The 26,077-nt window shown below is 60.3% G+C and carries 23 protein-coding genes; 11 read left to right on the top strand and 12 right to left on the bottom strand.

The window, feature by feature from the left end; translation table 11 throughout:
• Positions 1-414 precede the first annotated feature (414 nt).
• The 10 genes from QMA15_RS27365 to QMA15_RS27320 all read right to left on the bottom strand — a co-directional run bounded on the left by QMA15_RS27365 (position 415) and on the right by QMA15_RS27320 (position 12,740).
• Positions 415-549 carry a hypothetical protein gene (locus QMA15_RS27365; protein ID WP_290287463.1) on the bottom strand — a complete coding sequence of 45 codons (135 nt, stop codon included), beginning with the start codon at positions 547-549 and terminating at the stop codon, positions 415-417.
• Between the two features lie 245 nt (positions 550-794).
• Positions 795-998: an arginase family protein gene (locus QMA15_RS32870; protein ID WP_356702521.1), complete on the bottom strand. Its 204-nt coding sequence runs from the start codon at positions 996-998 to the stop codon at positions 795-797.
• Positions 999-1,294: 296 nt separating this feature from the next.
• Positions 1,295-2,434 (bottom strand): o-succinylbenzoate synthase, encoded by a 1,140-nt coding sequence (menC, locus tag QMA15_RS27355; protein WP_290287459.1) that lies wholly within the window; start codon positions 2,432-2,434, stop codon positions 1,295-1,297.
• A complete protein-coding gene (locus QMA15_RS27350) occupies positions 2,434-3,234 on the bottom strand; it encodes a GNAT family N-acetyltransferase (protein ID WP_290287458.1) in 801 nt (266 codons plus the stop codon). Before QMA15_RS27350 ends, menC begins: the two co-directional genes overlap by 1 nt.
• The gene (locus tag QMA15_RS27345) at positions 3,231-6,545 is read right to left on the bottom strand and encodes a serine hydrolase (RefSeq protein WP_290287456.1); all 3,315 of its coding nucleotides are present in this window, start codon (positions 6,543-6,545) and stop codon (positions 3,231-3,233) included. The genes QMA15_RS27350 and QMA15_RS27345 overlap by 4 nt, the downstream gene beginning before the upstream one ends.
• Positions 6,542-7,342 (bottom strand): ATP-binding cassette domain-containing protein, encoded by an 801-nt coding sequence (locus QMA15_RS27340; protein WP_192713478.1) that lies wholly within the window; start codon positions 7,340-7,342, stop codon positions 6,542-6,544. The genes QMA15_RS27345 and QMA15_RS27340 overlap by 4 nt, the downstream gene beginning before the upstream one ends.
• On the bottom strand, positions 7,335-9,212 hold the full coding sequence (locus QMA15_RS27335; RefSeq protein ID WP_290287452.1) for a dipeptide/oligopeptide/nickel ABC transporter permease/ATP-binding protein: 1,878 nt from the start codon (positions 9,210-9,212) through the stop codon (positions 7,335-7,337). The genes QMA15_RS27340 and QMA15_RS27335 overlap by 8 nt, the downstream gene beginning before the upstream one ends.
• Positions 9,212-10,240: an ABC transporter permease gene (locus QMA15_RS27330; RefSeq protein ID WP_290287450.1), complete on the bottom strand. Its 1,029-nt coding sequence runs from the start codon at positions 10,238-10,240 to the stop codon at positions 9,212-9,214. The genes QMA15_RS27335 and QMA15_RS27330 overlap by 1 nt, the downstream gene beginning before the upstream one ends.
• Positions 10,237-11,829: an ABC transporter substrate-binding protein gene (locus tag QMA15_RS27325; protein WP_290287448.1), complete on the bottom strand. Its 1,593-nt coding sequence runs from the start codon at positions 11,827-11,829 to the stop codon at positions 10,237-10,239. The genes QMA15_RS27330 and QMA15_RS27325 overlap by 4 nt, the downstream gene beginning before the upstream one ends.
• Positions 11,830-12,266: 437 nt before the next feature.
• Complete coding sequence (locus tag QMA15_RS27320; protein ID WP_290287446.1) at positions 12,267-12,740, bottom strand: Lrp/AsnC family transcriptional regulator; 474 nt, start codon at positions 12,738-12,740, stop codon at positions 12,267-12,269.
• 174 nt (positions 12,741-12,914) lie between these two features.
• Here QMA15_RS27320 and pdhA point away from each other — a divergent pair, with 174 nt between their 5' ends.
• The 7 genes from pdhA to QMA15_RS27285 all read left to right on the top strand — a co-directional run bounded on the left by pdhA (position 12,915) and on the right by QMA15_RS27285 (position 21,010).
• Positions 12,915-14,000 (top strand): pyruvate dehydrogenase (acetyl-transferring) E1 component subunit alpha, encoded by a 1,086-nt coding sequence (pdhA, locus tag QMA15_RS27315; RefSeq protein ID WP_290287445.1) that lies wholly within the window; start codon positions 12,915-12,917, stop codon positions 13,998-14,000.
• Entirely contained in the window at positions 13,997-14,998 is a 1,002-nt protein-coding gene (locus QMA15_RS27310) for an alpha-ketoacid dehydrogenase subunit beta (RefSeq protein WP_290287443.1), read from the top strand. The genes pdhA and QMA15_RS27310 overlap by 4 nt, the downstream gene beginning before the upstream one ends.
• Before the next feature lie 14 nt (positions 14,999-15,012).
• Positions 15,013-16,335 (top strand): dihydrolipoamide acetyltransferase family protein, encoded by a 1,323-nt coding sequence (locus tag QMA15_RS27305; protein WP_290287441.1) that lies wholly within the window; start codon positions 15,013-15,015, stop codon positions 16,333-16,335.
• Positions 16,335-16,595: a hypothetical protein gene (locus QMA15_RS27300; RefSeq protein WP_192713470.1), complete on the top strand. Its 261-nt coding sequence runs from the start codon at positions 16,335-16,337 to the stop codon at positions 16,593-16,595. The genes QMA15_RS27305 and QMA15_RS27300 overlap by 1 nt, the downstream gene beginning before the upstream one ends.
• 16 nt (positions 16,596-16,611) lie before the next feature.
• The gene (lpdA, locus tag QMA15_RS27295) at positions 16,612-17,988 is read left to right on the top strand and encodes a dihydrolipoyl dehydrogenase (protein ID WP_290287438.1); all 1,377 of its coding nucleotides are present in this window, start codon (positions 16,612-16,614) and stop codon (positions 17,986-17,988) included.
• Between the two features lie 516 nt (positions 17,989-18,504).
• The gene (locus QMA15_RS27290) at positions 18,505-19,878 is read left to right on the top strand and encodes an alanine racemase (RefSeq protein ID WP_336503237.1); all 1,374 of its coding nucleotides are present in this window, start codon (positions 18,505-18,507) and stop codon (positions 19,876-19,878) included.
• Positions 19,856-21,010, top strand: a complete 1,155-nt coding sequence (locus QMA15_RS27285) for a M20 family metallopeptidase (protein ID WP_290287436.1) — start codon at positions 19,856-19,858, stop codon at positions 21,008-21,010. The genes QMA15_RS27290 and QMA15_RS27285 overlap by 23 nt, the downstream gene beginning before the upstream one ends.
• Positions 21,011-21,017: 7 nt before the next feature.
• Here QMA15_RS27285 and QMA15_RS27280 read toward each other — a convergent pair whose 3' ends face one another.
• Entirely contained in the window at positions 21,018-21,863 is an 846-nt protein-coding gene (locus QMA15_RS27280) for a M55 family metallopeptidase (RefSeq protein ID WP_290287435.1), read from the bottom strand.
• Between the two features lie 280 nt (positions 21,864-22,143).
• Between QMA15_RS27280 and QMA15_RS27275 the strand changes: the two genes are divergently transcribed.
• The 4 genes from QMA15_RS27275 to QMA15_RS27260 all read left to right on the top strand — a co-directional run bounded on the left by QMA15_RS27275 (position 22,144) and on the right by QMA15_RS27260 (position 25,252).
• The gene (locus QMA15_RS27275) at positions 22,144-23,613 is read left to right on the top strand and encodes a helix-turn-helix domain-containing protein (RefSeq protein ID WP_290287433.1); all 1,470 of its coding nucleotides are present in this window, start codon (positions 22,144-22,146) and stop codon (positions 23,611-23,613) included.
• Positions 23,614-23,951: 338 nt separating this feature from the next.
• Positions 23,952-24,194 (top strand): hypothetical protein, encoded by a 243-nt coding sequence (locus QMA15_RS27270; protein WP_290287431.1) that lies wholly within the window; start codon positions 23,952-23,954, stop codon positions 24,192-24,194.
• Positions 24,195-24,440: 246 nt separating this feature from the next.
• Positions 24,441-24,899: a prevent-host-death protein gene (locus QMA15_RS27265; protein ID WP_290287429.1), complete on the top strand. Its 459-nt coding sequence runs from the start codon at positions 24,441-24,443 to the stop codon at positions 24,897-24,899.
• The gene (locus QMA15_RS27260) at positions 24,863-25,252 is read left to right on the top strand and encodes a hypothetical protein (protein WP_356702509.1); all 390 of its coding nucleotides are present in this window, start codon (positions 24,863-24,865) and stop codon (positions 25,250-25,252) included. The genes QMA15_RS27265 and QMA15_RS27260 overlap by 37 nt, the downstream gene beginning before the upstream one ends.
• Positions 25,253-25,832: 580 nt before the next feature.
• On the opposite strand, the gene QMA15_RS27255 is transcribed toward QMA15_RS27260, so the two are convergent.
• The gene (locus QMA15_RS27255; RefSeq protein WP_290287425.1) at positions 25,833-25,955 is read right to left on the bottom strand and encodes a hypothetical protein; all 123 of its coding nucleotides are present in this window, start codon (positions 25,953-25,955) and stop codon (positions 25,833-25,835) included.
• Positions 25,956-26,077 lie beyond the last annotated feature (122 nt).

Below are 26,077 nucleotides of genomic sequence, written 5' to 3'. Positions count from 1 at the left end.
ACCAGTTCGACTACTTCTGCTTCGGCTCTGCTCGGATTCGGATTATTCGGGGTTGAGGTCATTCCACTTTCCTACCATCTCCTAGCACTGCAATGAACGAGACATGTTAAATATCAATAGGTTTGGCGACACATGGCCTTCCTAAATGAACTTCAAGGTGAGCACTTGACGCAACCAATACTGATTCCATCTATGCCAGAATCCTCAGCGACTACGAAGCTCCCGAACGACAGCGATCGTGCTGGCCGCATGTCCAGCGAAAAACACCGCAGCTGCTTCGGGACGATCTCCGAAGCAGCTGCGGAAACAGCCGAACACCAATCGCCTAAGCACCGTGAAGTCGAGCAACGAGAACACACTCACGATCGTTGAGAGTGCCCCTTCACCAGGCGAAGTGAGATAGTCAAGAACCGGCTACGATCCGGCCCCCGTACCGAGAAATGTTGCAAGCCCTGCCACGCCGGCGATTCCACCGAGAATCGCAGCAAGTGCACCTGCGACCGTGATGACGCTGTTCAGTGCATTCAGATCGTTGTCGGATGAACTCATAGTTGTCTCCTGGGATGTCGTTACGAAAATGCGCCGAATTGCGCCGAATTGCGGAGTATTGCGCACATCACAATACGCGCTCACAGCGCTCATAATCAAGCTCGATAGGTCTAAATATATTGCGGCACAACAGAATTAACCATTTTTACTGTTACACAATTTCTGGCATGTCAACACCACCGATCGACAGAGCGAACCAGTCGCGGCACATCGATCACGTCACATCAGTCGCCCTGATGCATCGGTTACACCAGGGCGACTGATGTTCGCTGAGTTCGGAGGGAACACGAGGGGAACGCAATGGCGTGACCACCACCGAGCTTGATTATGCTGTCGGCTTTGTCGTACAAACTTCGCACGGCTGTTTCGATCTGGCCGACAGCCTCTGCTGTATCAACAGCCTCTGTTGTATCAAAAGGGGTGACGCCGATATCGTCCGCATCCGCCACTCGCAATTCCGTCCACGGTTCGACGCCGAGCCCGATACGGGAAGGGACGCAGTAGCTTTGATTTCGATCGGATCGATTCGGGTCCGAGTCGCGCCGCAGTACGATGGCGCCGCGCAGTGCGATGATCGGTAACGGTGTCAAATGGGATATCCAGCAATACGATCGGCATGCTCGACGTCATCCAAGCGCGGCAAACCGCAATCATTGCGAAAGCCTCGGCTTCACCGACGAGAGCATGGTGAAACTCGTCGGTGATCACACGGTCTGCGGTACCGGCCTCTAGCGAAGGGCAATTCTTACCGCCGGGGTGGAGCCGTCAACTCCGCAGTGTGGATGGTGGCTTCGGTGAGAGCTGCAGGATTGGGCTCGACACCGATGCCCGGCCCCCCTGGGATGGACACCGTTCCGTCCTTCATCACGATCGGGTCGGTGATGTCCTGCTTGTAGAAACGATCTGAGCCAGAAATATCGCCAGGCAGGGTGAAGCCAGGGAGACCTGCCAGTGCAGCATTGGCAGCCCGGCCGATTCCCGTCTCGAGCATGCCTCCGCACCATACCCCGATGCCGTTCGCGACAGCGAGATCGTGGATGCGCGTAGCCTCCAGATATCCCCCTACTCGGCCGGGCTTGATGTTGATCACGCTCGCCGCACCTAACGCAATCGCATCAGCAGCCGACTGCACCGACACGATCGACTCGTCGAGGCAGATAGGAGTCGAGAGTTGGCGAGCCAAAAGTGCGTGTTGGCGGAGGTCTTCCTCGGCGAGAGGTTGCTCGATCAGCAGCAAATTGAAGGGGTCGAGCTCGCGCAGGACGGGCGCGTCTGAGAGGAGGTATGCGGCGTTCGCATCCACCTGCAGTGGGATGTCGCCGAAGCGTTCCCTCACAGCCCTGACAGGTTCGACGTCCCAGCCCGGACGGATTTTGAGTTTGACGCGCGCGTAACCCTGATCGACGAAGTCCCCGACGAGATCGAGCAGCGCAGGAATAGATTCCTCGATGCCGACGCTGACGCCGGAAGGGACTACGTCACGTGTGACGCCGAGGTGCTGAGCGAAGGATAGGTCCTGTAATCGGAGTTGCGCGTCGAGGACCGCCATTTCCAGGGCTCCCTTGGCCATGCGGTGTCCCACCACATGGCCTACTGCCGTGTTCACCGTCTGTGCCGTGATCGGATTGCCTGCGGCCTGCCAATCGAAGAGCAATGGGACAAGGAATCTCTGTAGTGCCTCCCGTGCACCGTCGAGGTACTCCGGAGAATAAAACGGATCGGCGAGTGCAACGCACTCCCCCCACCCGATCACCGTGCGACCGTTATCGGAGGCGGTTGCCCGCACGAGGAGCGGAAATCGCTCGGTCTGAGTGGAAAACGATGTAGTGAACGGCTGCACCAAAGGCATTCGAACCGTGATCAATTCGACGCGATCAATTCGCATCAGTCTTTTCTCCTCATGTGATAATGGCCTGCGCGATCGAAATCGACAACGCTCCAGCCTTCCCGAAATAGTCCGGCGAGCACTCGACGTAGCGCCAAGCGCCACTCGACCGCACGCGCGGGAGCCTCGCGGCGAACCGCCTCGATGTCCGACGGAATCTGGACGCGACAACGACTCTCATGGACCGCATTTTCCAACTGCAGGTGCGGATGGCCGGCGACTGATCGTAGAACCACCGGCCCCGGATCGCCGACGGTTCGAACGACTTCCTGATCGAGTCGCCACACCGCCATCAGGCGATCGCTGCGCTGACCCTGATTGACGGTGTCGTCCATTACTCCGTAGAAGTCTGGAAGGTAGTCGTCGATCTGGCAGCCGAGTTTGTGGATGTTGAAGTACGCGTTCCTGGCGACCAAGGGGTCGTAGGTCCAGGTCGCCCGTGTCACGCCGCGTTGGAGGCACCACGCACGCTGGTGAAACTTGAGTGCATTGCCTATTCCGGTGCCCACTACGTCTGCACGAACACCAGCAATGTGCGAGTGCAGCGCCAGTTTCGTAGGAGGGTAGAAGAATCCGACACAGGCTGCGACGAGCGCACTGCCCTGATAGGCGCCCGCGACATAGTTGTCGGAGTGTGCAAGGGCGGTAAGCAGTTCCGGACTGACATGCGAATACGCGCTGTCAACCTGCCAGACCTGTGCGACGAGCTCTGAGGCAGCCGTCATCTCTGACGGATCACTCAACAGCCGAAGCTGTACATCGGTAGAGCCGGCGAAGCGAGCCTTCTCCACCCCGGTCACGCGGGTACCTCCACCATGAAACGGGAGCCGAGGTACACGCCGCCCGGGACCATGCGGAGCTGCTCCCAACCAGCGAGGTTCGACGCCGTGTACGCGTAAACCCCAGCCGTAGTCGACGCATGCAACTGCGTTGTCATCACGTCTTCCTTACCATCGCGTAAGAGGTCAAGGCGATCTGTCATCGTCAGCTCAAGCCCTTTGTCGCCTGGCTTGACTTCGACACGGTTCCCGGCGTTCTCCCATATGCCCGCCAGTGGTTCCGGTGGAAGAGATCGATCGGGGCGGAGTTGTTCGGGCAAAATGCTGCCGTCGATCGAGGATGCAGCTTCGGCGAAAATCTCGGCATAGAGTCCGTCAGGCTGACCGCCCGAAGTCAGTAGGGCAATCGCGTAGTTCGTACCGGGGAAAAGGCGGAGATACGCTCGCTGTCCGATCGTTCCGCCGTTGTGCCCGTACACCGTTGTGCCGTGCCAGTCTTCGAGGAACCAGCCCAGCCCCCAGCCGCTAGCTGTGAATGAGCTTTCCCGCAGATCGATCTGCTCGGTTGTCATCAATCGGGCACTCTCGGCTGACAACACGCGTGCAGTGTCCCGTACTGCCCCGCCGCGCAATGCGGTCTTCGCGAATGTCAGCAGATCGCCGATGCTCGACGTGATGAGCCCTGCCGGTCCCATGGATCGAACGATCGACCACGCCGGCACCGGGCTACACGTCTCACCGAACCCGCTGTGTCCGGTGGCCACGGCGAACCTCGGTGCATCCTCGCTCCGCGTGATGGTGTGTTCGAGACCCATCGGTTCGATCAAGTATTTCTGCAAGGCATCATCCCATGACATCCCGCGCAATATCTCGACAATCCGTCCTGCCACGACGAAACCTGCGTTGCAGTATGAGAATCGAGCGCCAGGCGTGTGGATATAGCCAACGGATTGCAACTTCTCGACATATCTCTCGACACAGTCATCACCTCGGCCCGTGTCGATGAATGCATCGCCATCGATACCGCTGGTGTGGTCGAGCAGTTCGCGCACCGTCACCGAGGGCGCGGGGTCTCCCGCCAACCTGAAGTCCTGCAAGATCGTCCGCACCGGTACATCAAGATCGAGCAGTCCTTCGTCGACGAGCTGCATGATCAGCATCGTCGTCCAGACTTTGGTAATCGACCCGATCTGGAAGATGGCGTCGTCCGTCACCGGTTCCTGAGTCGAGGTGTTCAGAACTCCGGAGTTGACGATGACTCGATCGAACACCGACCCCTCGTTATCGAGTTGGACGATGCCGAATTGTGCTCCGGCGACTCCATAGCGTTCTCGAAGGAGGTCCAACCGGTAGCGCCAGTACCCCTCTCCGCGGGGGGCAGGGGATGACGCTGCCGGCCTTGGTGCTGCGCGAGTGTACTGCTCTACCCACTCGACCAGACGAGCGTGGTAGTCCAGGCGGTGCTCGATCGATCCATCCGCGATGAAGAGATGGTCGCATCCGGGATAGACCACAAGCCGACTCGGCACCCCTTGCACTCGCAGGGCCGAGAACCACTCCTGAGCCTGCCCGACAGGGCAGGTTTCGTCGTTCTCTCCATGTAGAACCAAGGTGGGCGTCGTCACGCGTTCAACATTCGTGATGGGTGACATTTCGGCGAGCCGCACGATATCAGTCGGCGTGGCACCGGCCGTTGCCTTCGCGAAGTACCCTTCGGGGAGGAGTCGTTGTGCAGCGATGGACACGAATTCGCACAGGAGGCCCCCGGCGACGGCCGCTGCGAACCTGTCAGTGTGCGAGGTCAGGGCGCAGGTCGCGAGACCGCCGTAGCTGTACCCCGTCACAGCGATCTTGTCGGCATCCACGAGCCCTTCGGTCACGAGCTGATCAAGGGGCTCGAGGAAGTCAGCGAGGTCGGCACGTCCCCACTCACCATCGAGTGCTCGAAGAAACTCCTCGCCGTATCCGTCCGACCCCCGCGAGTTGAGGGTGAGCACCCGCCATCCGCGCGCAGCGAGAAGCTGCTGATACAAATGGATTTCGTCCGCGACACCTGCCCACGCGTTGTGTGGTCCACCATGTATGTCAAGCAGAAGCGGAGCAGGACCGGTGGTAGCGGCTCCGCCAAGAAGCCACCCATGGATCGTAGTCCCGTCACTGATCTCGAACTGCCTCGGTTCGGGGCGGTGCAACTCGACGCCGGGAAGGCTCTGGTCCATCAGTGAGGTAAGCACCCGGCGCTTGCCGCTGGGGAGGTCGACTAATGCAACCTCGGCGAACGACTGTGGTGTAGTCACGACGACAGCAGCGCGGGGGGCACGTGAGGCCACCGACAGGCCGGAGATCACGCAGTGAGGTTCGGCGACGATCGGCCGCTGGCCACCTCCGTCCAGGTCGGCGCCATATAGATGTGTCCAGCCGCGATCGCGGAGGCAAAAGATGATGTCTTCGCCCTCCGAGGTCAGCGCTGGCCTGCCTCCTGGGTATCCGGTCGCTCCTGGCATCACATTGCGGTCGAGCCCGCCGCTGAGATCGGTGTCATCGCGGCCGTCCCGGAAAAGTCGCAGAAGTCGCGCGTGCCCGACCGTCATCGTCGGAGAACCCACCGCAATGATCGACTCCCCGTCAGGGGCCCACATCGCTGGGCCTGTGATCCCGGTAGCGTGACCGAAACACACAGCGGGCGCCATCGGATCGTCCACATCGACTGCGTAGACGCGGCATTCCAGATCGACGTCCGATCGAGCTTCCATGGCTGCGGTGAAGGCGAGTCGCGTTCCGTCCGGCGACCAGACAGGATCGCTGGCGTCCCATTCCCCGTCCGTGATCTGTCGGGTACATGCGGATTCCAGGTCCAGTACAAACAGATGGCGGCGGATGCGACCGATCCACCCGGCACCGTCGGCCTTCTGGTCGAGAGTGTCCACGACGATCGGGGCAGCGTTTCCTTCCTGTCCGCGGTCAACGTGCGCGGCGAAAGCGAGTTGAGTTCCATCCGGACTCATCGCACCCGCACCGACTCCCAGCGGGAGTCTTGTCAGTTGCACCGCTTCTCCGGTCTGTGGAAGCAGGTGTAGTTGCGGTGCTCCGTCGATATCTCTGAGGAAGAGGACGTCGTCCTGAGAAGTCATACGAGGCGCTCGGTCGGTGGGTCCTTGTGTCAGGGGCCGCGGTGCACGGTCCTCGGTCACCAGCCATAGCGAGGTCTCAGTGCGGTCTTCAACCGTGTGTCGCTGAGTAAAGACGACAGCAGTTCCGTCCGCTGTGATTGCAGTCTCCGGGACTGTGACAATCTTTCGTGCCTCTTCGAGGCTGAACGGGCGGGCGGTCATGAACTGGCTCCTTCATCGAAGAGAGGGATCCCTATCCGGGGGATGGCACTGATGAGCTGCCGGGTATAGGGATGTTGGGGATCGTCGATCACGTGTGTTGCAAGTCCCGCCTCGACGACCTCTCCGTCTTTCATCACGGCCACTTCTTCGCACAGTTGCCGGACCACGGCGAGGTTGTGACTGATGAACAGGACCGTCAGGTTGAGGCTTCGTTGCACACGCATCAAGAGGTTGAGGACCGTTCCCTGCACGGAAACATCGAGCGCCGAAGTGATTTCGTCAGCGAGCAAGACTCGGGGTTCGGCGGCGAGCGCCCGGGCAATCGCGACTCGTTGGCGCTGACCGCCAGACAGCTGCATGGGTAGGTCACGTGATTTGGCGGGGTCGAGTTCCACGAGTTCGAGGAGGTTCGTGACCTCGATACGACGCTGCGCGCGATCGCGCCGAGCGAATTTCCCTCGGACGGAGAGGGCCTCGTCGATCGAGGCACCGACTGACATCCTCGGATTCAGGCAAGAATTCGCGTCCTGGAATATCATCTGGATATCTCTACGTAGTGCTGCTGCGGAGCCTCGGGCCTTGACGATGTCGATGCCGTCGATGAGTATCCGCCCCGCATAGGGCTCTTGGAGGCCGACCGCCGCACGCGCCAGCGTCGATTTTCCCGAGCCGGACTCTCCCACGAGACCGACGGTACGGCCTGCAGGGACAGTCAAATTAACGCCACGCACTGCCTCGTGCGCAGCGCTTCCGGTCCCGTACTTGATCCGGATGTTTTCGAAGACAAGGTCAGTCATGACAGCGCCCTTCGGAGGTATCGGGAAAATCGGCATTCTCATCGATCGTGGCGAACTCGGAGCCCGGAGTGGCGTCCATGTGCGGTACGGCCGCCACGAGAGCCCGTGTGTACGGGTGCCGGGCGCGTCCGCTTGCGAGATCTTCGGCACTCAGAGTCTCCACAATCTCTCCGCGATACATGACTAGAACTCGCGTGCAGAACGCACCAATCAGAGTGATGTCGTGGGATACGAGCATGATCGCCGTCCCATTCTCCTGATTGACCCGTTGCAGTAACTCCATGACATCGCGCTGAACCGTGACATCGAGCGCGGTGGTTGGCTCGTCAGCGATGATCAGCGCCGGCTCACCCATCAGGCCCATTGCGATCATGGCGCGTTGCCTCATCCCACCCGAAAACTGGTGCGGGTATTGGCGGGCACGACGGGAGGGGTCGGGGATTTTGACGGCGGCGATTCGATCGATTGCGCGCCGATTCGCTTGTTTCCGCTTAAGCCCGCCGTGAAGAAGCGAGATCTCGGCGACTTGAGTGCCGACGTGCAGCGCGGGGTTGAGCGAGGTAGACGGGTCCTGGAAGACGAATGCCATCCGTGTACCTAGCATCTTCGCCATGGCTTTGGAACGAAGCCGACCAGGAAGTTTGCCGTCGATCGCGAACTCGTTGTCGTCGAAGCGCACCGACGAAGCGGTGACATGAAGTGGCTCCTCCAAGAGCGACGCAACTGCCATGCAGGTCAGTGATTTTCCTGAACCGGACTCGCCGACAACTCCGAGGATTTCTCCACGCCCGATGTCGAAACTGACGCCGCGGACGGGTTCAACCCAGCTGTTCCCGCGTGGCGCTTCCACGTGGAGATCACGTACGGAGAGAACGGAATCACCACTCACCTGCAGCGGTAGGGCCGCCTGTTTCGATTGCCTGCTCGACTTCCGTCGGCTACGCCCCGACGGACTGTGGAGACCGAATGTGCGAGCGAGTACCTCGCCCCAAAGGGCGAACGTGAGGCCGGCAAAGACGATCGCCGCGCCGATGCCGAGAGAAGCTACCGGATTCACGTAGATCGAGCCCAGACTCTCGTTGAGCATTCGTCCCCAGTCGTACTGAGGTGCCTGCACGCCTAGCCCCAAGAAGGAGAGTCCCGTCGCTGCGACAAGTGCACTGCCTGCACTGATGCTCACGTTGACGATGAGCGGATCCCGAATATTGGGCAGTACATGCCGCCGCAGGATCGTCAGTCGACCGACGCCAAGGATGCGAGCGGCGGCCACATAGTCGCGCCCTGCTACCGCCGCGCCCAAAGTCTGGGTGAGACGGGCGTAGGAGGGTGCCATGGCCAACCCGATGGCGAGGATGACACCTCCGACACCGACACCGAGAATGATCGAGGCGACGATTGCGAGCAAAAGTGCCGGAAAAGCAAGTGCGACAGCGATAATGCCGTTGATCAGACGCCCTATCCTTAGCGGTGCGACGATCGGGAGCAATCCGAAAAATACGCCGACAGACACCCCGAAGACGGCGGCCGCAAGGGCGGTAACTACTGACAATTGCGCGGCGCTCAGCAACCGTGACAGGACATCTCGCCCACCTGCGTCTGTGCCGAGTAAATGCTCTGCGCTCGGCGGCGCGGACAATAAGCTCAGATCGGCTTCACCAGCAGATTCGCCCCACAGGAGTGGACCGAAGGCCACGAAGAAAGCGACTACCAGCAGGGCAATGGACGCTGCGACACCGAGAGGAGATCGCAGTGTCGAAAGAAAGTAAGTTCGGCGGTTACCGGAACGAAACGTCTTGTCGTCGAAGACAGGTGGCGTTGGTGTGTCAGAAGAAATTTCTGAATCGGGAAGGGTGGTGTTGACGGGCGCCATCAGGTGTCCTTCAGCGCGGTACGCGGGTCGAGGCTGACCAGGATGATGTCGATCAGCAGATTGGAAATCAAAACGATCAGGCCGTAAACGATGACGATCCCCTGAGCTAGCGGGTAGTCCTTACTCCGCACCGAATCGATGATCGTCAGACCAAGGCCGGGCCAGGAGAAGATCGTTTCCACCAGTACGGTTCCTGCGATAAGGGACCCGAGAACGATGCCACCGATGGTGAGCGATGCGGTCAACAGGTTCGGCAGTGCATGACGTAGATACATCCGCAAGGGCGTCATCCGCTTTGCGCGCGCTGTTCGGATGTAATCCTGTTCGAACACGGTGAGCGCTTCGACGCGAACGATTCGCGACATACCTGCACTCACGCCGATCGAGAGCGCGAGGACAGGAAGTATGTAGGAACTCGCGTCCCCCCGCCCGGCGACGGGCAGCAGTTGACTTTGAACCGCGAACAAGTAAACCAGTCCCACTCCGATCAGGAATTCGGGGACAACTGTCAACAGGCCCGTAACAGATGTGAACGCAAGGTCGAGACCTCGTCGCCGCCCTCCTCGGGTGAGCGCAGCGATGACGATTCCAAGAGGAACCGACACGACGAGGACAACGGCCAGCGACAAGAACGCGAGTTCAAGAGTCGCGGGTAGACGCTGCTCGATGATGGTCGAGACCGGCATGCGGAGCGAAAAGGAATCGCCGAGGTTCCACGTCAGCAAGCCTTTCCAGAAGTTGAAGTACTGCAACCAGATTGGATCGTTCAGCCCGAGGCTCTCGCGGCGAGCCTCGACGATTGCAGGTGTCGCGTTGGTTCCGAGCGCGTTGCGAACCGGATCCCCAGGGATGAGCCGGACCATCAAGAACGCCATAGTCACAAGTGCTACTACGGACCACCAGAGCCGCAGGATACGGCGTGCGATAAATGACCCTAGTGGGCTCGTCGCGCCAATCCTTCGACCGGAAGGTACTGACGGCTGCTCGGCTATGGTCGTCAGCAGGGTAGTAGTCGGCCCGGTACTCATTTCAGGACCCGAATTGCCGAACCTGGCAATATTCCTCCAACGGGTTGAGATACCGACTCTGCGCCGTTGAAGTACATTTTGAAGGGCGTGACGGAAACGGGGATGAGGTCAACACTCTTGAAGAGCGCCTCTTCCGCCTTGGCCCATTCTCCGCATGCGGCGTCACCGGTCAAGCCCACGGCCAACGCGGCATGGCGTGCGTAATCGTCATTGCGGATCGAGGCGAAGTTGGTGCCCTCCGGCGCAGTGGGCCCTGTCAGGTACTGAGGAAAGACCCCGGGAGCTCCTGACTGCAGGTTCAATCCAAGCGTGGCGGTCCATCTGCTCGGATCCTCACTCGAGAACGTGCTACTGATCACGTAGCTCTCATCACCGCCCTGGAGAGTTACCTCGGCGCCGAGGCTTTTCCACTGTTTCGCGACGTACTCTGCGGCAGCGCTACGTGTGTCGGTGCTGTTGTCGTAAACGAGTGTGATTTGAAGGGCTTTACCGTCTTTGGTCCGGACTCCGCCCGCCCCTGAGGTGTATCCGGCAGCCTCCAAGGTTCGGGCGGCGGCCTCGCCGTCATATGTAGGTAAGGTTCCCTCGACCGAGTTGTAGGTGCACAGGCTTGGTTCCTCGGTCAGCAGCGATGATGCCCGCTCCCCCTTGCCGCCGGTGAGTACATTGGTGAGTGTGTCGAGATCGATCGCCTGCGTCAAAGCAGTGCGCACCTCGGTCGCCGCAGTAGGGAGACCCTCCAGATGGTTGTAGGTGATCATCCCCGAAATCGCCGGCGAGGGTTGCCAATCCAGCTGGGACAGACGAGCCTCATCGTTACCAGAGACCATGGCCGCGTTGAGCTGACCGGAGAGAAGCAAGTTAGCCCGAGTCGAAGGACTAGGGACAATCTTGATCGTTACCGTCTTGGGCATTCCCGGGGTGCTTGAGGTGCTGTCCTTCGGCCCCCAGGTGTAGCCGTCCCTGCGAGTCAACGTAATCGAGTCACCCGCGACGATCTTGTCGATCACGAATGGGCCGGTGCCGTCGCTTCCCGCCGAGACCGATGTCGGATCTGCGAGCGCTCCCTCGCAAACCATTTGTTGGCCGCCGAGATCGTAGAGCATGGACGACCGGGGCTTCGTGGTCGTCACCTTGAGCACATTTCCCTCTGCTGTAACTGTTGCGTCCGACGGCACGACGGACTCCAGGCGTGGAGACTGATTGACGGGATCGAGAATCCAGTTGAGATTGTCGGCTGCCGTTTGCGCGGTGAACGACGTGCCGTCCGCACACGTGATGTCATTGCGCAACGTGTATGTGACTTCGCTCGGACTCTCGGTCCAGCTTTCGGCCAGGAAGGGTTGCGGTTCGCTCGTCTTGGTGTCCAAGGAAATCAACGTGTCGTAGGAGTACATCCCTACGATCTGTGCGTTGACGAGGTTGGTCACGAGCGGATTGAGATCACCGGGGTCGGAGTCGACAGCGACGGAGAAAGCGCCATCGACGGCGAAGTCCCGTGGCCCTTTGTTCCCCCCTGATCCACTGCACGCCGCGAGTGCCGGCCCGGCCAGCACAAGCGCCGCCAGAGCAATACATCGCTGGTTCATGAGAAGTCCACCTTGAGTTGGAAGCGAGGTTGTCACGTCAGGTCTCTAGATTCGTCGTTTACCTCACACCCCTCATCGTCCATTCGTCCAAACAAAACCGCTCTACCGTCGGACCATTGAACTAGTAGCCGAATCGACATGGAACCAGACGCCGGACTGAGCAAGAGTCAGACGTGCACCACGGCCCCGGTACGGTGTCCACCCCATGGTGCGGTTCACACCGGCAACCGCGCTCCCCTGAGTGAATGCGTGGGTACCGGCAACGGACGTTCGAACGAACCCACCTCCTCGACCGCTACACACAACCGCTAGTTGCCGCAGCTCAGGACAACAGCAACGCGTTGCGATCACTGAAGAAGTGCACTCTCGACGCGAGAACTCGGTCTGATCCACGAGAGACGGAAGCAATGCGGGGCACTACCAAACCTGCTTCGGTTTCACGGTTCCATGACGAGCCGCTCGAGTAGAGGCCGGGTTCGATAGGGGATCGCATCGCGCATCGCAACGGAAACTGTTGTGCGCTCGACCCCAGGCACCGCGAGAATGCGGCCGGCGGTTCGGTACAGGTCGTCAGCGTCGATGGCGACGACGCCTATATGAAGATCTGCCGCTCCTGAGATTCCGACGGCTTCGGTGACTTCGGCGATACTGCGGAGTCGGTCAAGGACTTCTTCGAGTCGATGCTGGTCCACGACTGCTGTGACGAAGGCACGCAAGGGGTAACCCAGGTCGCGCGGGGATACGCATCGGTCGACAGGTGCAAGCACCTTGCGCTCATCCCATCGAAACATTCTGGATTGCACGGTGTTCCGGGCCATGCTCAACATCGAAGCCAACTGCACCCCCGTCGCGCGGGGTGCGTCGCAGAGAGCAAGAAGCAGGCGCGCATCGGTCCGATCAAGTTTCGTCATATCGCGCAGTATGCCACCGTCCAAAAATTCAAAATTGGGCATTTTGCGCAAGATCTCACAAACCACTGGCGCAAACTGATTGTTACTGCTTGCCTGAGTGCTTCATATTGTCCGCGACAACCTCCCATCACAGGTTGAGGTGTCCGGCTCAGCGCTACTCTTCGGAGGATTCTCGTGTTCGACAATGACGAATTGGTACAGCTGGTCACCGAAACAGGTCAACGGCTCAATCACCCGGAGTTTTCCGGGTACATCGATGACATCGGAATCGACGCGGTGCGCGCCCTCTACGAGGATCTAGTGGTGGTGCGCCGGATCGACTCCGAGGCCACCGCGCTGCAGCGGCAGGGTGAACTCGGCCTCTGGGCTCCGCTGTTGGGACAGGAAGCAGCGCAGGTCGGTTCGGCGCGCGCTCTTCATTCCGAGGATTTCGTCTTCGCCAGCTACCGCGAGCACGGCGTGGCGTACTGCCGCAATGTCGATCCCACTCACATGCTCAGATTCTGGCGCGGCTCGACCCACTCCGGTTGGAACCCGTACGAGTACAGGATGACGACACCTGCAATCATCGTCGGAGCTCAGGCGCTGCACGCCACCGGGTACGCGATGGGAATGCAATTCGACGGCACGGACGGCGCTACGATCACATACTTCGGTGACGGCGCGACCAGTCAAGGCGACATCTCCGAAGCATTCGGTTTCGCCGCGAGCTTCAACGCCCCCGTTGTGTTCTTCTGCCAAAACAACCAGTGGGCGATCTCCGAGCCGGTGAGTGTGCAGTCACGCGTCAGTATCGCGACGCGCGGAAGAGGTTTCGGTGTTCCCAGCGTGCGCGTCGACGGAAACGACGTTCTTGCCGTCATCGCCGTCACGCGGGCGGCGCTCGCGCGGGCACGGGAAGGAAGCGGCCCAACTCTCATCGAGGCCGTCACCTACCGAATGGGCCCGCACACCACATCCGATGACCCGACTCGGTACCGCTCCGCCGCGCTGGACGAGGAATGGCGGCTCAAAGATCCCCTCGATCGCATCAGAGCCCTTCTGGAGTCCGCGGACGCGATCGATGATTCCTACCTTGCCGCCGTGCAACAGAAATCAGACGACACCGCTGCAGCGCTTCGGCGTGGGTGCCTGGAAACAGTAGAACCGAAACCGATGTCACTGTTCGACAACGTCTACGCCGAATCCCACTCCCTCATCGACGATGAACGGCGCCAATTCGCCGAATACCTCGACAGCTTCGAAGGAACCGACGCATGAGCACAGATCAATCCACCACGACGCCGACGATCCTTCCCCTCGGCAAAGCGTTGAACGCCGGCCTCCGCCGCGCATTGGAGAAAGATCCGAAAGTCGTTCTGATGGGCGAAGACATCGGAAAGCTCGGAGGAGTCTTCCGGATCACCGACGGGCTGCAAAAAGACTTCGGCCCCAACCGTGTCATCGACACTCCCCTCGCCGAATCCGGGATCATCGGCACCGCAGTCGGTCTCGCCATGCGCGGCTATCGACCAGTCTGCGAGATCCAGTTCGACGGGTTCATCTACCCCGGCTTCGATCAGATCGTTTCGCAAGTAGCGAAGCTGCACTATCGAACCAGCGGCAACGTCAAGATGCCGATCACCATTCGCGTGCCCTACGGCGGCGGCATCGGTGCGATCGAGCACCATTCGGAATCACCCGAGGGATATTTCGCTGCCACCGCCGGACTTCGAGTTGTGACATGTAGCAACGCTTCCGATGCGCACTCGATGATTCAGCAGGCCATTGCATCCGATGACCCGGTGCTCTTCTTCGAACCCAAACGTCGCTATTGGGAGAAGGGCCCCATCGCCTCCGACGCGGCGTCGACGCCGCTGCACAAAGCCCGGGTGCTCACACGGGGGTCCGACGCCACCCTTCTCGCTTACGGTCCACTCGTGATGACAGCGCTACAGTCTGCAAAAGTGGCAGCAGACGAAGGTCGATCAATCGAGGTCATCGATCTCCGATCGATTTCGCCACTCGATATAGACACCGTCGCCGAGTCGGTGCGACGCACCGGACGGTTGATCATCGCCCACGAGGCTCCGGTGTTCCTCGGAATCGGCGCCGAAATCGCCGCCCGTATCAATGAACGCTGCTTCTACCACCTCGAAGCACCCGTCGCACGTGTCGGCGGCTTCACGATTCCCTATCCCCCGGCGAAACTCGAGGAGTACTTCCTGCCAGACGTAGACCGCATTCTCGACGCTGTCGACCGCACCTTCACCGCGTAGCAACAGGAGTTCGCATGCACACTGTCAAGACGTTTCTGCTGCCCGACCTCGGCGAGGGTCTCACAGACGCCGAACTACTCACCTGGAGGGTCGAAATCGGTGACACCGTCGCCCTCAACCAGATCATCGCCGAAGTCGAAACCGCAAAGGCATCCGTCGAACTGCCGTCTCCCTACGCCGGAACTGTCGTCGCGCTACACGCGAGGGAAGGAACGACCGTCAACGTCGGAAGCCGGTTCATCGACATCTCCGTAGAGGCGCCGGACAAGATAGACAGTTCGCCCCCGACACCGGACCTCCCACATACGGCAGACCGCACTCCAGTTCTGGTCGGCTACGGCGTCGCCGAAGAGTCCACGAGCAGACGCCGCCGCAAAATCGGTACCGGCACGGTGACGGCACCCCTCGTCGACAGGCAGAAAGAGTTCCCCGGCCGCCCACTTGCCTCTCCGCCAGTGCGGTTCGTAGCAAAGGAATACGGCATCGATCTCGCTCAAGTCAACGCCACCGGCATCCACGGTGATGTCACCCGCGACGATCTCGAACGCCATCGCAATACCGCTTCGGCAGAAAGACCCGCACCGAACTCGCGCGAATCCATCAGCCAAGCTCCCTCGGCGTCGATTTCGGCCGCGCGCGAAGAGGAACGCATCCCGATCAAGGGTGTCCGTAAACATACCGCTGCAGCGATGGTCCGCAGCGCATTCACCGCACCTCACGTCACGGAATTCGTCACAGTAGATATCACCCCGACGCTGGAACTCCTTGCTCGACTACGAGAAACGAAGCACTTCAGCGATGTCCGGCTGACGCCGCTGGCGCTGGTGGCCAAAGCACTCCTCGTCGCACTACGCACTAACCCGTCACTGAATTCACACTGGGACGAGGACGCCAACGAGATCGTCGTCAAACGCTTCGTTAATCTCGGCATCGCAGCCGCTACCCCGCGGGGGTTGATGGTGCCGAACATCAAAAATGCACACACGCTCGCGCTCCGCGACCTCGCACTCGCACTATCGGACCTGACAACCACCGCGAAGGAGGGAAAGACCGGCCCGTTGGACCTGTCCGAGGGCACGATCACCATCACCAACGTCGGGGTATTCGGTGTCGATTCCGGCACTCCCATTCTGAACCCTGGTGAGGCAGCCATACTGTGCTTCGGTTCGATCCGGCGGCAGCCGTGGGAACATCAGGGTGAGATCGCACTACGCTCCGTCACAACTCTGAGCCTGTCCTTCGACCACCGGCTCGTCGACGGTGAGCAAGGTTCGACATTTCTGTCAGCGATAGCCCACATCCTTTCTGATCCACTGTCTTTGATTGCACTGAGCTGATGATCTCGCCGAACACCACCGAAGTGGGCCTGAGCGATTCGACATCGCGGAGCGAACTCGCAGAGAGGAATGTCGGGCGCTTCATCCGAGTTGCGCGCAAGGACGGTTGGCAAAGCGACCAATGGGCGATCATCACGATGGTCGTGATCTCAAAGAAAAAACTCTGTTGGCTCGTCGAATATTCGAACGGGGCAACGGATGTCGTGCGTATCTTCGACAATCCAGATCATTTCGATGTTTCCGATACACCCAGCGTGTAAAGCCAAGGGAGAAAACATGCTTGACCAACCAGACGTTCTGATCCTCGGGGGCGGATCAGGCGGATATGCGTGCGCTTTCCGCGCCGCCCAGCTCGGTAAAACCGTCACACTGATCGAAGAAGACAAGGTCGGCGGAACCTGCCTCCACCGAGGATGCATACCTACCAAAGCGCTCGTTCATGCGGCGGAAGTAGCCGATACCATCTCACACGCATCGCCTCTCGGGATCATTGCCACGCTGGACAAGATTGACATACCCGGTCTCCACGCACACAAGAACTCGGTTGTCGACCGACTCTACAAAGGCCTGCAAAGTCTGGTACGTCGGAACAAGATCGAGATCATCCACGGCACCGGCCACTACGACGGTGGCCGCACTGTCCGTGTTGGTGACCGAACGATCACCGGGGAATCCTTGGTTCTGGCAACCGGATCCCAAGCCCGAAGCCTGCACGGACTCGAGATCGGCGGCCGCATCCTCACCAGCGACGAGGCACTGACTTATGCAGAAATGCCGCACGGTGTCGTCGTGCTCGGAGGAGGTGTCATCGGCGTCGAATTTGCCAGTATCTGGGCCTCCCTCGGCGCGGAGGTCACAATTGTCGAAGCACTTCCCAGATTGCTCGCGGCCGAGGACGAATGGGCGTCGAAGCAACTGAGCCTCGCGCTTGGTAAGCGTGGGATAACGACGATGACCGATACCCGCGTCGCGAATGCGACTCAGAGCGCCGACATGGTGGTCGTCACGATGGAATCAGGGGAGGTCATCGAGGCGGACCTGCTCTTGGTGGCCGTGGGTCGCTCACCTCGCACTTCGGGTATCGGCTTGACCGAGAACGGCATTGAGCTCGACCCTTGCGGTTTCGTGTCGGTCGACAGCACGTTATGCACTGCACAACCCGGGGTTTACGCGGTCGGTGACATCGTCGCCGGACCCCAACTCGCGCATCGCGCTTTCCAACAGGGCATCTTCGTCGCGGAAACAATCGCGGGGCTCAATCCCGCCCTCGTCGAAGACAGCAGCATCCCACGCGTGACGTACGCGAATCCGGAAGTCGCCTCCGTCGGCCTCACCGAAGAACAAGCACGTGACAAGCACGGCGAAATCACCAGCGTCGTCTACGACCTCGCGGGCAACGGAAAGAGTCAAATCTTAGGAACCGGCGGCGGCATCAAACTCGTGCGTGCCGGCGCAACCCAAGGACCTGTGGTCGGTATACATATGGTCGGCGAACGTGTGGGTGAACTCATCGGCGAAGCCCAACTGATCGTCAACTGGGGCGCGTATCCGAACGAGGTTGCCACATTGATTCATGCACACCCCACCCAGGCCGAAGCCCTCGGTGAGGCGCATCGTGCCCTGGCCGGAATCCCACTGCACAGCCACAACTGATCAAGACATCGGATACGGCACCACACCGAGTCGGTGAGACTGCGGAACGTGCACGCGAACATCCTTCATCACTGCACAGCGCGGCAGATAGCATCTATCGCCAGGGTTGGAATCGTCCCATAATTGTGTGAACTCAGGTATTCCTTGCCCTCAGAAAAGGTTATGCACCAGTGGCGGAGCGCCCGTGCCGAAAGACCTGAGGCTCCAAAAGTTCTGCTGCGCATCTGCTTTGAAATTCTGAGGGCGCAACGGAAATAGCTCTGCCGAAATGCGGCGTCTTCGCAGACTTCCGGTCTCACATCCACAGGTTGTCGATGTTGCCCACACGTCGGCCGTGAGCACGTGCCCGATTCCCCTTGTTATCGGTGCGATCGGGGGCCCGCATCGGCCGCTCGCACGAACCTCTAACCGATTCCTCGGCCCAGTGCACGAATACTTCGAAGATCGTTGTTACGCATACTGTTCTCTGGTTTAACGTTCGGTCACATTCAGGCGCATGCGCTAACCGAGGAGCAGATGTCAGTGGACAACCCCACCGCGACGTGGAAGGACCGCCCGAGGATGACCGGGGCCGGCGCCGGTCGTGCACATTCAGTCTTGAAGCAACCGCTTGCATCGTCTTCGTATCGCAAATCCTTGAATTCGCTCCGCGCCGAGGACTCGATAACCTGGCGAGACAGGAGTTTTCCTGAAGTCGAGATTGCACTGAGCGATGTCGGCGGGCAGGGATGGAATCTCCTCGACGGTGGCTTTCATTTTCCGGCCGCCGCGCTGAAGGCAACCGCGCTTGAACGCAACCTGCAACTCATGCGGGACTACTGCCTCACACACGATGTTCTGCTTGCCCCCCACGCAAAGACCACGATGAGTCCGGAGCTGGTGGGCCTTCACTTGGATGCAGGCGCCTGGGGTATCACTGTGGCCAATGTGCAGCAAGCGCGGGTGTTCATACACGCGGGTGTTCGCCGGATGTTGATTGCCAATCCCGTAGTCGGCGAAGCAGACCTCATTTACCTCACGGGGCAGCTGCGAAAGCACCCGGATCTGCAAATTTTGACGTTGGTCGATTCTGTGGAAACTGCGCAGCGTCTGGACTCGGCGATACGGACTTACGGGGCTGATCTTCCACGGCAACCGGTCCTCCTCGAGGTCGGCTACCCCCACGGCCGTGCCGGCGTACGGACAACTGAAACAGCGATCGTCACCGCGACGACAATCCACCGGAGCCAGAACCTGAAACTCGTGGGAGTCGAGGGCTTTGAAGGCCTCGTGCCCGGCCGAGATGTCGAGGAACAAAGAGATGAGGCGCGGCGGTTCATAGACTCGGCGGGTGTTGTCGTGCGTGAGCTACATGTCAGGGCTCTTCTCGATCCTTTGACAACACTGGTTTCGTTCGGCGGTAGTTCGTTTTTCGACGTGGTAGTGGAACGCCTCAGAGATCAGTGGCACGGCCCACGACTCGATATCTTGCTCCGAAGCGGGTGTTACCTTACGCACGATCACGGCGTGTACGCGCGTACCTCACCGTTCGTCGACCAGGAGCCCTCACCGCTGCCCGCGCTTGAAGTGTGGGCGGAGGTTCTCTCACGACCGGAGCCTGATCTTGTCATCGCGGGGTTGGGGAGACGTGATGTCTCGACGGATTCAGATCTACCGATCCCCCTCAGTCTGAGACGTCGTGGAGAGGTTCGAAACGCCGCCGGGATGCGTACCCGCGCCGTAAACGACCAGCACACCTACGTGTCTGTTTCCCACGGAGACGACGTCGAGGTAGGAGACCTGATGAGCTTCGGTGTCTCGCACCCGTGTACGACATTCGACAAGTGGCGAGTAATTCCGATCGTCTCCGATGAATATGAGGTTATCGATGCAGCCCGTACGTACTTCTGAAGATGCTCCGGCCTACCCCGCAGTGGTTCGTGCAATTCTCGCCGACCTACGCCGACTGGTCGAGACAGAGTCTCCCTCGTCCGACCTTGACGCAGTGGAGCATTCAGCGCATGTGGTGGCGGAGTTGATTTATGAACGACTGGGGCGCCGCCCTGAAATACTCTGTGTGCAAGGAGTTCACCACGTACTTTTACGCGGGTCGGCCGCCCGTGTCATGATCCTCGCGCACCACGACACGGTGTGGCCGCTGGGGACTATCACGGAACACCCATACAGCGAGGCCGACGGAATCATCCGCGGGCCAGGTTGCTTCGATATGAAACTCGGACTCGCGCAAAGCATCCACGCGCTCAGACAACTCACCGAACGTCGTGGTGACGAAATCTTGGAACACGTGACCCTGCTGGTCACGGGCGACGAAGAGCTTGGGTCACCGACATCGCGGGAAATCATCGAGAACGAGGCGCGCCGATGCTTTGCCGTGTTCGTATTGGAGGCGGCAGGCTCCGGTGGAGCGTTGAAGACCGAACGCAAGGGGGTATCGCGGTACCAGATCGAGATCATCGGCCGCGCTGCGCACAGTGGTCTCGAGCCCGAGAAGGGGATTAATGCGACTATCGCTGCAGCAGAGGTCATCTTGCAAATTGCTGAGCTCGCTGACCAATCGGCTGGCACGACTGCAACTCCCACCGTACTGAACTCAGGGACTGCGCCTAATACGGTCCCCGCGAAGGCCGTTTTCGACGTCGACGTCCGGGCGACCACAGCTCAGGAACAACAACGTGTGGATCAGTCGATTCGCGCGATCAACTCTCGCATTCCTGGGGCAGAGGTTGTCGTACACGGGGGAATCAACAGACCACCAATGGAACATGACGCTGCAATTTCGCTGTTTCGTGATGCGCAGCGGATCGCATACAACCTCGGACAAGATCCGCTGAGGGAGATATCCGTCGGCGGTGCGTCGGACGGGAACTTCACCGCCGGACTTGGAGTGCCCACACTCGACGGCATGGGCGCCGTCGGAGGCGGCGCCCATGCACACGACGAGCATGCGGAGATCGCATGGATTCTCCCACGCACGGAACTCCTCAGGAACCTGATGGAGGAACTCGTCGACAGGTCCGGGTAGCGAATGCTCAGCGGCGATTGACAATCGCCATGCGCGCCCGTTCACTACCGGTAGCGAGCTCGTACAGCACCGTGATCAGTCCGAGAAGGTCTGTCACCGATGTAAGGACTGTCGACATGGTGCGGTCGGCGGTCCTTACACAGCCTGGAATGCTCGCCGCCAGTTCCGCCGCTACCGGCGAAGGCATGTCAACCTCAACTTCGAAGGACAACGGCACAGAAGGGGAGGTCATCTCCGCCGCCCGAGACACTGCAGATGCTGCCGCTTCGCGGATCGATTTACGCGCAACAGCAGGCGAAATGGAGTTCGCAGCCGAAAAACCGTGGGCTGCTTTGACAGTCACAATCTCGGCCTCAGGAAATGCCCTACTTGCGATCTCGCTGATGACGTCGTCGCCCGTAACCAATCCCACCGGCACCCCGAGCGAGTTTGCATAGAGCGCGTTGACTTCAGCCTCGGAGACCCGGAGCCCATTGATCCTTATTTCCCCGAAATGCGCGGAGAAGGTATGCGCCAGGACGCCGGGCGCCCCGGCAGGGGCGTGATAGCCCACGAACAACGCCACCGCACAGTCCTCGGTGAGCCCTTCGGCCATGCATTGAGCCTTCGGGGCACCGAAGACCAACCGTGCTCGTGGGTCGAGACGCTCATGTATCAAATTGTCCATGGTCCCGTGAGAATCGTTCACGAGCACGCTCGTCGCTCCACCGTCGAAGGCTCCACCGATCGCAGCATTGGCTTCCTCGGTCATCAACTCTTGGGCGCGAGGGTAACCGTAACCCCCTCTCAGGATCTGATCGAAGGTTGCAATGCCTGCGACACCCTCCATGTCCACCGATATGTACGCCTTCACGATCACTCCTCACCGTTTGGAAAGACAGCCAACGAACCGCCGCCTGCTCCCTCTCACTGTGGAGGCCTCGAACACTGAGGAAATCGTTCGATCGACCAAACTATGCACGTCCTGGGTGTACAATCGTCCAATGACCGGTCTGCGAAGCACCACCGCAAACCTCGGACTTTTGGTTGAACGCCTCGGGTCAACACTCTTGACACACAGAGCCGGCCCCCACCAGTCAAGCCGTGCCGTCTCTTCGGTAATTCTTCACGACCCCCTCGACCCTCCGAGTATCGTGCCTGACGCAGTGGTGTTGGGGGTGGCTCTTGCTACCGACAATGACTTCGGCTCCTTCGTATCTGCCGCCGTGGACGCTGGCGTTGCCGCACTGGTCATTCGCGAGCCAGTAGTGATCGATGAAGCAATCGCCGAGATGGCATTGCGTGGCTGTGTCTCCATTTTCGGTCTCGTCCGCGGCGCCTCCTGGATTCAGGTAGCCGCCCTTGTCGGGGGCGCCCTGAACTTGGACAGTGACGGCGATCCGGTCGACACCACGGATTCGAGTCGAGACCTGTTCACCTTGGCGAACTCGGTGTCAGCCTTGTTATCTGCTCCTGTCACTATCGAAGACCTCTCCTCTCGGGTCATTGCGTTCTCGGCGGATCAGGCTGGAACCGATGAACCTCGGCGCCTCACAATCCTTGGCCTACAGGTTCCCGAGCTTTACACCTCCTCGCAACGAGACCAAGGCGTATTCCCTCAGCTTTACGCCTCGGACAAACCCGTTTTTATGCAGAACCCCGCTCCGGGAACGCTTCCGCGGATCGCAATGAGAGTTCAAGCGGGCGATGAAGTCCTCGGCTCGATCTGGGCGATCGTTCCTGAACCGCTCACCCCCGAACAAGAACGGGGGATGGCCGAAGCATCCCAGGTCGTGGCACTCGCGATGCTGCGCGCCCGAGTCAGTGCTGACTCGTCCCGTCGCAGAGGTGAACACTTGACCACCATGCTCTTCGACGGAGGCCGGCGCGCACGCGAAGCTGCGCAGCAACTCAACTTCGGTTCGTCGCACGCGTGTGTCGTGGTGCTGGGTCCAAGGCAGGCCGGTGAAGAGCTTCGCACTTTGGCTGACCTCCAGCGCGCAAGCTTCGCCTTTCGCATGCACCTACGGTCGACGTATCCACGTGCGATTGCCGAACAACTGGGCACTGTCATCTACGCGGTCATTCCCGTCCAATCTGTCGACGATCCAGTTTTGGCAAGAATCGAGACACTGGCCACCACGTTCATCTCGTATCTGAAAACTTCTACCGAATTCTGTGTGGGGCTGGGTCGCGTCGTCACTAACGTCACCGAACTGCCGGTATCCCGCCGCGATGCCGATACCGCGTTGAGAGTTCTACAGTCCCGTCGGCATACAAGCACACGCGTAGCACAGGCCGCCGATGTCCAGATCGATGCACTCATGCTTCAGGTCGGGGACTCGATCGCCGCCAACGGATTGCAACTCGACGGGCCACTCACCGTCCTCCTTGAATACGACGTCACCCATGGGACACAACTAGTTCCATCTCTCGACTGTTGGCTCGAAAGCTTCGGAGACGTAGTCGCTGCGGCGAAAACCCTGCACGTGCACAAGAACACTTTCCGGTACAGGCTTGAAAGAATCGAAACTATCGCCGGGATCGATCTGAGCAGCCCTGACGTCCGCTTCGGATTGATGCTGCAACTACGGCTCCTCGGCGCACAGTATTCGGCAGAGTGACGTTGCACAGCACATCTTCCGCCCCTTCCACACTGAGTTTGCCTGCGCAGCTGTCCGGTGGAGCCCCCGTTACCGCTTAGGCGCTCCTGAACGACGGGGCCACGGTCGCCATGTTCGGTATGACTTCTTGCCCCTGTCTCTCGAATGATCCGAGGTGGTGTCGCCGAACCTGGTCGCATCCGATGGAGCGCTGCAGGTCGTCTTGGATGCCTACGCCTCTCGCTACTGGACCTCTTTCGCGATCCCTGTTCTGATCCCACAGGTCTATCTCCACTACGACCCCTACGACCAGCACCCGCCGCAACTCCTCCTCAGGCTCTCCGCTGGCACGTCAACGGATGGACTTCCTCCTGCTGTTCAGCGACCGCCGCCGCGTCGTGATCGAAGTTGACGGCAAGCACCACTACGCAAGCGGGGATAAGGCCAGCCCCGAGCTCTACGCCCAGATGGTCTCCGAGGACCGCCGACTGCGCCTAGCCGGGTACGAGGTCTACCGCTTCGGTGGAGCCGAACTGTTCAACGGGACAAGCAGATCCATGGTCGAAGAGTTCTTCCAACAGCTCACAGCTCGCATGCCATAGCAGGCGTACCGCCGCGGAAGCGCTGCGAGATCACCGCCACCGGGTGAGTACCGTCGACTGGTTCGCCACAGCATCGTCCACGGCACACCTGACCTCGTCCAGAACCGGTAAGACGCCGTTGTAACCTCTGGCGTGGCAGCGTGAACGGTGAATCGACTCCGCCGATGCCAGCGCATCACTCAACCAACGTGTCCCACAATTCAGCGACACCTAGACTTCCGAACACGTTCCGAATACACTAGTCACATGATCACCGCACCTGGCCTCCCCGCCGCGACCCGACGCTCCTCGGACCTGAGCAAACACTCGGCCGAGGTCTTCGCCGAAGCCGAGAACCATCCCGTCACCGTGACTCGACGCGACGGCGAGGCGCTCGTCCTGATGTCGCAACGCGAAGCCGAGGGCCGCTCCCGCCTGCTTAACTTCGCCGCCCAACTCATCACCGTCACTCTCGACGACAATGGCTCCCTCGCTGCACGCATGTCCAAGGCCTTCCCCTGGATGCTCGCTCTGTCGCCGGCAGACCGGGAGACCTGCGCTCAGGACCTCGTGGACGCGGCGCGCGCCTCGTTCTCCACCGACCAACCGCACCTTGCGATCGCGGAGCTGACATCGTGGAAGGAGACGGCGACCGCCATCGCCGCCGGACTCGGCGCCGCCGACCTCGAATGGTTCGACGACGACGAGACCGTGGAACGTCCGTAACCGTGGCGGCCGCCAAGAAAGGCGAGCTGGTCCCCCGCCCTCCGAAGAAGAGCGAGTACGAGATCCGGTTCGCGACCTCGAACGCACGCAAGGGCTGGCAGGACCTCGTAGCGACGATCCGCAACCCCATGACGGAGGCGTGGGACTTCCTCACGCGGACGCCTCAGTCCACGACACCGACGAACTACCCGCTCCGGGGCGAACTCGGCACCATCTCACGTGGGGGAACCAGTTACGAGCGTTGGCAGCACAAGCCGACAGCGAAAGGAACCGCACGTATCTGGTTCTACGTGCACGAGCGCACAGTCGTCCTGGAGCAGGTGCACACAAGCCACCCGAACGAAACCAAGTAGCCGGGCAGACACCGCCCCCCTCGACGGTGACACGATCCTGATCCGGCGCGCCTGATCAGGATCTTTCCTACCGGCGATCGGGTGCGCGCCCCTGTTGCGCTTGTAGGCAACCACTCCGTGCCGCGCGGGTAGTCCGGATGGTCGTGGCGATAGAAGCCGAAGAACAGGAAACAAGTGGCAACCACAGACTCTGATCCAGGAGCCATCTCGCGGCGAGGTCATTGCACTGTTCCAGCCCCAAGGGGCCGCAGGAATATGAGCCTCAGGACCATCCCAGGCCCCGGAAGCTGGTCTGTCCTTCTCCCAAGGCCCGAGAACGTCGATGCCCGCTGGGTGGCCCCTCTGTGACAAGTTTCCGGCCCGGAACTGTTCCAGTCATAGATGATTCGTGTTCCCACCACCACACCATGCCGGGTCCAAACACTCCCTCCGTCACAACACGACATTCGAAGGTAGGTAGTTGGGGCCGGAGTTGACAGCAGTTTCTCGAGTCGCGGATGGCGGGTGTGCCGTCCGAAGGAACGTGGCAGCTCTCGAGAATCGTGTCGCATCGGGTAGCCAGTCCTTGCCACGCCTTGCGCTAGTTGATGCCGCGCTCGATCAGGATGTGGTCCTGGTAGAGCGTGACATCAAGGGCGATCGGCAGGTCTCCCCGTGAGCCATTCCTCCGGTAGAGCATCCCTTCGCCACTGTGGCGCTGCACGGCACTCCAACGCCCTCGCCGAAGGATGACGCGAGGCTGGATAGCAGTCGGTTGGCAGCGAGCACTCCGGCATAGCTGGCACCGCCGAGAACAACTCAGTGCGCGGGCCGGGCAGGTGTCTG

Origin of the sequence: Rhodococcus sp. APC 3903 (assembly GCF_030407755.1) — a bacterium.
GTDB lineage: Bacteria > Actinomycetota > Actinomycetes > Mycobacteriales > Mycobacteriaceae > Rhodococcus_F > Rhodococcus_F erythropolis.
The sequence above is the reverse complement of the archived record's forward strand: the minus strand, read 5'-3'. Positions and strand labels throughout refer to the sequence as shown.